We start from the raw sequence: 7,167 nt of genomic DNA, 5'->3' as shown, positions 1-7,167 counted from the left end.
TGTCACCGGACACGACGCCTTCGCGAGCAAGCCCGCTCCCACAGGGATTTGCGGTGTTTTCACTTTCTGGATCACCGGTTGATATCCCCTCGATGACCCCGCATGATTCGGCACTTCTGGCCAATGCGGCCGGTGTTGATCAAGTGCGGTCAGCCTATCGATCCGATCGCGCCTGACCCATTCCCATCATGGGTTACACAAAAGGGGTAGAGCGTGGACGCGTTGTTGCAGGAATTGCCTGTGCATCAAAGTCTGGCGCGGGTCTTCACCTGTGTCGGGCAGGACGGATTCTGGCGGGCGCTGGTCGATACCTTGCGCCTGCTGGTGCCGATGGATAACGCCTTGGTTGCGGTGATGATGGCGGGCCAGGCGCCGCAATTGCTGATTGATATCGACAGCAAGGGCGCTGTCGAAGAACAGGAAAACCTCGCCGATTACACCGCCGGCATGTACCTGCTCGATCCGTTTTATCAGGCCGCTTCGGCGGGGCTCGCTGATGGCTTGCACAGCCTGGCGTCGGTGGCGCCTGACCAGTTTTTGCAGAGTGAGTACTACCAAAGCTACTTCCGCTCGGTGGTGGGCGCGGATGAACTGCAGTTCATGATTAACGTCGATGGCAGCGTTTTGGGCTTATCGATGGGACGTTCGACGCCCTTCGAAATGGCCGAGCAGGGCCGGTTGCTGTGTGTGCGCGACTGGGTGCTGGCAGCGATGCGCCGGCATGTGCAGCTAATGCCGCCGCAAGGGGCGGTTGCTGAAGTGCTGGTCGGCGATCTGGCGACGTTGCTGGATCGTTTTGATGCGCGGCTGACGGTGCGTGAAAACGACACGGCGCGGCTGATCTTGCAGGGTTTCTCGAGTAAGGCGATCGCCCAGCAGATGGGCATATCGCCGGAAACGGTGAAAGTACATCGGCGCAATCTCTATCAAAAGCTCAATGTCACCGGACATGGTGAGCTGTTCGCCCTGGTGCTGCGCCCGAACTGACTCTCCACCCCCCTGTAGGAGCTGCCGAAGGCTGCGATCTTTTGATCTTGTTTTTAAGAGATCAGGATCAAAAGATCGCAGCCTTCGGCAGCTCCTACAGGGATTTGGGTTGTGTCAGGAACTGCGTTTGAAGACCAGGGCTTTCAGGCCGCTTTCGGGATCGATGTCGGGAAATTCCGGCGGGTTCTCCAGCCGCTGTTCAAAGCGCAAACTCGGCGCCTCCTGCGTCACGCCATCAATCAAAAAGTCCGAACCAAACGCCGGATCATTCATGCAGGCCAGCACCGTGCCGTCCGCCGTCAGCAACTCCGGCAGACGCCGCAACACGCGCTGATAATCCTTGGTCAGCAAAAAACTGCCTTTCTGAAACGACGGCGGGTCGATGATCACCAGATCGTAAGGGCCGCTGTTGATCACCTTGCCCCAGGACTTGAACAGGTCGTGGCCGAGGAAGCTGACTTTGCCGGTGTCATGGCCATTCAAACGGTGATTGTCGCGACCACGGCTGAGCGCGGCGCGGGACATGTCCAGATTAACCACATGGCTGGCGCCACCCTCAATGGCCGCCACGGAGAAACCGCAGGTGTAGGCGAACAGGTTCAGCACGCGCTTGCCGTCGGACTGTTCGCGCAACCAGTTGCGCCCGTAACGCATGTCGAGAAACAGCCCGGCGTTCTGCTTGCGGCCCAGGTCGACGCGGTATTGCAGACCGCCCTCGACGATGGTCATTTCATCGATCTCATCGCCCAACAGCCATTCGGCGGTGCTCTGCGGCAGATAACGGTGCTGGATCAGCAACGTGTGCGCTTTGGACTGCTGCCATTCGGCCGAAGAAGTGATGTCGAGCAACACGCGCTTGAGATCTTGCAGTTGCTCCGGCGCCGGTTCCTTGAACAGCGACACCAGCACCACGCCTTGCAGCCAATCCACCGTGACCTGTTCCAGCCCCGGCCAGCAACGCCCGCGCCCATGAAACAAGCGACGGGTTTCGCCCGGTGCGCTGGCGAGTGCCGGCAGCAAATGGGCGTGGAGGGTGGCGAGGGCTTCAGGGTTCATCGGTCACGGTCGGCAAGCAAATGGGCCGGCATTTTAACCACAATTACGCCACTTCGAACGTTTGTCTCAGGATTGCCAATCCGACGATTTGGAAAACTCCTGTATCAAAAATGAATTTCTACAGAACGCGCTGCTCATACCAGATAAGCAGCGGATTCAAGCCGCTAAATCGTTAATGCTATTCAGGGAGTGCAGTTTCATGTGCCCATCACCAACGGCGGACGCGCACCTTCCTGGCGGGTTGATTCTGGTAGTTGAGGATGATCCGTTGATTCTGGAGTTTCTTTGCGAAATTCTTCAGGAGGAAGGTTTCAAGGTCGAGCCGCATAGCAGCGCCGACGCAGCCAAGTTATATCTGGACGAGCACGCGCCGGAAGTGAATCTATTGCTGACCGACATCACCATGCCCGGCACCCTCAACGGCGCCGATCTGGCCAACCTGGTCGGCGATCGCTGGCCGGACAAACCGGTGATGGTCATGTCCGGTTATGAAACGCCGGAGACGTCTGGGGTCAAGCACTCGGTCGCGTTCATCAAGAAGCCCTGGGCGATCGGCCAGTTGCTCGATTGCGTCGAGAGTGCCTTCAAGTCCAAGGCTCCGCGTCTGCACTGACAAGTGCTACATTGCCGGGCAAATTTGCCCGGCCCCTTGCCAGAGGATGCGACCCTTTGTCTGCTCACAATGATCTTTTCGATCGCGCGTTCGGCGCGTTCCTGTTCGACATGGACGGCACCGTCCTCAACTCCATCGCCGCCGCCGAGCGGATCTGGTCTGCCTGGGCCGTGCGCCATGGCGTCGATGTCGAGGCGTTTCTGCCGACCATTCATGGCGCGCGGGCGATCGACACGATCAATCGCCTGAACCTGCCGGGCGTGGACGCGGAGGCACAAGCGGCGTTTATTACCGCAGCGGAGATCAAGGATGTTGAAGGCATTGTCGAGATTCCGGGGGCGGCGGCGTTTCTCAATCAATTGCCAAAGGATCGTTGGGCCATGGTGACGTCGGCGCCGCGCGATCTGGTATTGCGGCGGATGGCGGCGGCGGGGATTCCCGAGCCTGCGGTGATGATTACGGCTGAGGATGTGAAGGCGGGCAAGCCGGATCCGGCGGGTTATCTGCTGGCGGCTCAACGCTTGGGGCTGGAGCCGGCGGATTGTCTGATTTTTGAGGATGCCGCTGTCGGGATTCAAGCCGCTGAAGCGGCGGGCGCGTCGTTGATGATCATCACCACGACGCACCAGCATCCGCTTGAAACCGAGCACGCGACGCTGGCCAGTTACGACGCGATCCGCGTCCAAATCGACAACGACGGCCTGCACCTACAGCCTGCCTGAAGCTGTCCCCCTGTAGGAGCTGCCGAAGGCTGCGATCTTTTGATCTTGTTTTTTTAAAAGACCAAGATCAAAAGATCGCAGCCTTCGGCAGCTCCTACAGGGGGTGCGGCGTTAGTAGACACCCGGTAGCAAGCGCCAGCTCCGGGCGCAGTAGGCATCGTACTCGGCGCCAAACTGCCCGCGCAGCAGCGCCTCTTCAGAATGGATACGCGCGATCAACGGGATCAACGTCAGCGCCGCCAGCAGCAACCCGACAGTTGAACGAAACGCCAACGCCCATCCCAGCGCATTCACCACCAACCCCAGATAACTCGGGTTGCGCAGGTGCTGATAAATCCCATCCGTGACCAACCGATGCCCCGGCTGAATCGCCACCAACCCGCTGAATCGGTGGCCCAAAACAAACACCGGCCACAAGCGCAGCGCCCCGCCAATGATGAACAACAACGCGCCAAGCCAGCGCACACCTTCGCCGCCAAACGTCCAGAAATTCAGCCGATCGCAGTACGCGGGTAGAAACCCGCTGAGCAAACCAATCACGCCAAACGCCGGAAGCACCCAGCGATTGGCGCGATCCTCGCGTTCGCCGGAACTCAGGTTGACCTCGGTAAACATCGACGCGATCACCATCGCCACGGTGGCCAGCGCCACCACCACCAGCGAGCCGTGGGAAAAGAACATCCCCACGCCACCAATGCCCCACACCGCCAGGCCCAGATAGGCGAGGGTGGCGAGCACGGCGACCACGGTCATTTGCGCTGACATTCTCATGGCGTTCTCACGGCGGTATACACACTCTTGCAGTGTAGATCCCCGTGGGAGCTGCCGAAGGCTGCGATCTTTTGATCGTGTTCTTTTAAGAACAGGATCAAAAGATCGCAGCCTTCGGCAGCTCCTACAGGTAATTGCGGTGCACACAGAATCAACCCCTGTGCGGGCTTGCTCGCGAAGAGGCCCGCTCAGTCAGCGCAAATCTCATTGCCTGTCAAAACCGTGCGGAAGGTTTCCACCAACGGCCGCAAATTAATCCGGTGCCAAGCCGCCCACAACGGCGTTGTAAACGCCAGCCAAGGCACCTCACGCAGCACGACCCCGGGAGGCGCGTTATGGCTCAGGCCTTTCTGAATCATCGCAATCCCCAGCCCCGATGCCACCAGCCCCAGCGCGGTAAATGGCTCAGTCGCCTGCATGCGCACATCCGGCGTAAAACCCGCACGGATGCACGCGCTAACGAATTCATCACTCGCGTCCTGCCGTGGCTGCACGCCGATCCATTCCTGATCCGCGAGATCCTGCGGACTCAACACCGCCTGCTGCGCCAGCGGATGCTGTTCCGGCAGCGCCAGCAGCATCGGGTCATCCAGCACCTGAAAACCCAGTAGATCCGGGTCGTCATCGGTCGGCGGCTCACTCACCAATGCGATATCGAGACTACGCTGACGCAGGCCTTCGAGTTGCTCGGCGGAACTCAAGTTGTACAGCGCGACGTGGACATTCGGCCGATCGACCCGCAACACACGCAGGGCATTGGGCAAAACCCCGGCGTGCATGGCGTTTTCTATATAGCCGATGCACAAACCGCCTTCTTCGCCACGACCCAAGCGCTTACCGAGGGATTCGAGGCGATTGGCGTGCGTAAGCAGTGCGCGGGTTTCAGCGAGAAAGGTCTGGCCATCGCGGGTCAGGCGAATGCGCTGCTGGCTGCGTTCGAACAGCGTCAGGCCGAGGCGCTCTTCAAGCTGAGCGATCTGCCGGCTCAGTGGCGATTGGGAAATATGCAGCCGTTCGGCGGCGCGGCCGACGTGTTCTTCCTCGGCGACGGCGACGAAGTAGCGCAATTGGCGGATGTCGATCATGTCAGACCTATAGGGACTCAAGTGCTGCGCATTATGTCTTGGACGGTCTCGGTGTCGCAATCTAGGATCTGCTCAACGGTCACGCAGACCACCAACGAATGAGGACAATCCGATGAGCTTGAAAGACAAACTGCCCGGCCAACTGGGCTTCGGCACCGCACCACTGGGCAACATGTTCCGCGCCATTCCCGAAGCAGAAGCGCAGGCCACTGTGCACGCCGCATGGGATGCCGGCGTGCGTTACTTCGACACCGCACCGTTTTACGGCTCGGGCCTGTCGGAAATTCGCCTCGGCGAAGCCTTGAAGCAATACAAACGCGACGACTATGTGCTGAGCAGCAAGGTTGGCCGGGTGATTCTTGATGAAGTCGAAGACGCTGCAGCCCGCGATCTCGGCGAAAAAAGCGGCGTGTTCGAACACGGTCGCCCGAACAAAATCGTCAATGACTACAGCGCCGACGCGACCCTGCGCTCGATCGAAGACAGCCTCAAGCGTCTGCAAACCGATCGTCTCGACATCGTCTGGGTACACGACATCGCTCAGGACTTTTACGGCGATCAATGGCTGGAATACTTCAATCAGGCTCGTACTGGCGCGTTCAAAGTGCTGACCCGTTTGCGCGAAGAAGGCGTGATCAAGGGCTGGGGCCTGGGCGTGAACAAAGTCGAACCGTGCGAGCTGACCCTCGATCTGACCGAAGCGCAGCCTGATGGCTTCCTGCTGGCCGGGCGCTACACGCTGCTTGATCACGAACGTCCGTTGCAACGTTTGATGGACTCGGCGCTGGCGCAGAATGTCGAAATCGTCGTCGGCGGCCCATACAGCTCGGGCATTCTCGCCGGTGGTTCGCACTTTGAATACCAGAAGGCCAGCCCGGAAGTGATCGCTAAAGTTGAACAGATCAAACGCATCGCCGCCGCTTACAACGTTGATGTGAAAGCTGCCGCGCTGCAATTTTCGTTGGCCAATCCTGCCGTTGCTGCGGTGATTCCCGGCGCGAGCAAACCCGGCCGAATCGCTGAAGATGTCGCGGCATTGTCGGCGGTGATTCCTGCCGGGTTCTGGCAGGCCATGCGTGAGGCAAAACTGGTTTCTGAACGTGCACCATTACCCATCGATGAGGTGAAAGCATGAAGATTGATCTGAGTGGAAAACTGGCCATCGTCAGCGGCAGCACCGCTGGGATCGGTCTGGGCATCAGCCAGTCGCTGGCCGAAGCCGGCGCCACGGTGGTGGTGATCGGCCGCGACAACGGCAAGGTCGAGCAGGCGCTGGCAAGCATTCGCGAAAAAGTTCCGGGCGCGCAATTGCGCGGTCTGGCGGCCGACCTCGGCACGGCGGAGGGCGCGCAGACACTGTTCGCCGCCGAACCGCGCGCGGACATTCTGGTGAATAACCTTGGCATCTTCGACGCCGTCGATTTCTTCGAAGCGCCGGACAGCGAGTGGACGCGTTTCTATGAGGTCAACGTGATTTCCGGCGTACGCCTGGCGCGGCATTACGTGCCAGCGATGGTCGAGCAGGGCTGGGGCCGGGTGATCTTTCTGTCCTCGGAATCCGGGGTGGCGACGCCGGCCGACATGATCAATTATGGCGTGACGAAAAGCGCCAACCTCGCGGTGTCCCACGGTTTGGCCAAGCGCTTGGCGGGCACTGGTGTGACGGTGAACGCGATTTTGCCGGGGCCGACGTTCACCGATGGCCTGCAAGACATGCTCAAGGATGCCGCCGCCGAGTCTGGCCGCAACTTGCGCGATGAGGCCGACGCCTTTGTGCTCAAGGCCCGCCCGACCTCGATCATCCAGCGTGTTGCGGATGTTGAAGAAGTCGCGCACCTGGTGACTTACATTGCTTCGCCGCTGTCCTCGGCTACCACGGGCGCTGCGTTGCGCGTCGATGGCGGCGTGGTCGACAGCCTGACTATTTGAATTC

The 7,167-nt window shown here is 59.9% G+C and carries 8 protein-coding genes; 5 read left to right on the top strand and 3 right to left on the bottom strand.

The genetic code is table 11. From position 1 onward, the window contains the following. The first annotated feature begins 213 nt into the window (after positions 1-213). Positions 214-987, top strand: coding sequence for a helix-turn-helix transcriptional regulator (locus GVL50_RS18795; RefSeq protein WP_159814708.1), 774 nt, complete (start codon positions 214-216; stop codon positions 985-987). 114 nt (positions 988-1,101) lie between these two features. On the opposite strand, the gene GVL50_RS18790 is transcribed toward GVL50_RS18795, so the two are convergent. After that, a complete protein-coding gene (locus GVL50_RS18790; protein WP_159814707.1) occupies positions 1,102-2,043 on the bottom strand; it encodes a class I SAM-dependent methyltransferase in 942 nt (313 codons plus the stop codon). A gap of 199 nt (positions 2,044-2,242) precedes the next feature. Here GVL50_RS18790 and GVL50_RS18785 point away from each other — a divergent pair, with 199 nt between their 5' ends. Together GVL50_RS18785 and GVL50_RS18780 are read left to right on the top strand one after the other, a co-directional pair. Continuing rightward, positions 2,243-2,656, top strand: coding sequence for a response regulator (locus GVL50_RS18785; RefSeq protein WP_053121513.1), 414 nt, complete (start codon positions 2,243-2,245; stop codon positions 2,654-2,656). Between the two features lie 56 nt (positions 2,657-2,712). Continuing rightward, on the top strand, positions 2,713-3,378 hold the full coding sequence (locus tag GVL50_RS18780) for an HAD family hydrolase (protein ID WP_159814706.1): 666 nt from the start codon (positions 2,713-2,715) through the stop codon (positions 3,376-3,378). 111 nt (positions 3,379-3,489) lie between these two features. Here the strand turns inward: GVL50_RS18780 and GVL50_RS18775 are convergent, their stop codons facing one another. Then, on the bottom strand, positions 3,490-4,149 hold the full coding sequence (locus tag GVL50_RS18775; RefSeq protein WP_053121509.1) for an isoprenylcysteine carboxylmethyltransferase family protein: 660 nt from the start codon (positions 4,147-4,149) through the stop codon (positions 3,490-3,492). 188 nt (positions 4,150-4,337) lie between these two features. Further along, positions 4,338-5,234 carry a LysR substrate-binding domain-containing protein gene (locus tag GVL50_RS18770; protein WP_053121498.1) on the bottom strand — a complete coding sequence of 299 codons (897 nt, stop codon included), beginning with the start codon at positions 5,232-5,234 and terminating at the stop codon, positions 4,338-4,340. A gap of 112 nt (positions 5,235-5,346) precedes the next feature. Between GVL50_RS18770 and GVL50_RS18765 the strand changes: the two genes are divergently transcribed. Next, positions 5,347-6,369 carry an aldo/keto reductase gene (locus GVL50_RS18765; RefSeq protein WP_159814705.1) on the top strand — a complete coding sequence of 341 codons (1,023 nt, stop codon included), beginning with the start codon at positions 5,347-5,349 and terminating at the stop codon, positions 6,367-6,369. Next, positions 6,366-7,163, top strand: coding sequence for an SDR family NAD(P)-dependent oxidoreductase (locus GVL50_RS18760; RefSeq protein WP_053121494.1), 798 nt, complete (start codon positions 6,366-6,368; stop codon positions 7,161-7,163). The genes GVL50_RS18765 and GVL50_RS18760 overlap by 4 nt, the downstream gene beginning before the upstream one ends. Positions 7,164-7,167 lie beyond the last annotated feature (4 nt).

The organism is Pseudomonas sp. 18058, assembly GCF_902706155.1.
Classification (GTDB): Bacteria; Pseudomonadota; Gammaproteobacteria; order Pseudomonadales; family Pseudomonadaceae; genus Aquipseudomonas; species Aquipseudomonas rustica.
This window is presented reverse-complemented; position numbering and strand designations above follow the sequence as displayed.